Source organism: Corynebacterium sp. HMSC074H12, from assembly GCF_001813755.1.
GTDB classification, from domain to species: Bacteria; Actinomycetota; Actinomycetes; order Mycobacteriales; family Mycobacteriaceae; genus Corynebacterium; species Corynebacterium hiratae.
In genome coordinates this window covers 1-310 of record NZ_KV813913.1, presented here as the reverse complement: position 1 = coordinate 310, position 310 = coordinate 1, and the positions used below count along the sequence as shown (strand labels likewise).

1 pseudogene is annotated in these 310 nt (G+C 53.2%); it reads left to right on the top strand.

What is annotated here, in order from left to right:
* Positions 1-310, top strand: a pseudogene (locus HMPREF2932_RS13150) (transposase); the annotation flags it as partial.

Here is a 310-nt window from a genome sequence, read left to right as displayed (position 1 = left end):
GTGATGATCCGGTGTTTCGGGATCTGGTGCGCGCCCGGTTGATTAATCCTGGCTCGAAGTTTGATTCGATCGAAACCCTTGCTGAAGTCGGGGTGACAAGCGCAAGCTACGCCACGATTAAACGCCGACTACCTGGCTTTGCTACAGATGCCTTCGGCGAAGGATTAACCCAAGTGCTGGCGCATCATGCAGGTATCGGGCCAGGTACTTTTATCTTGTACGACGTGACCACCTTGTACTTTGAAACCGATACTGCTGATGAGCTTCGCAAACCCGGGTTTTCCAAGGAACGCCGCCTCGAGCCACAAAT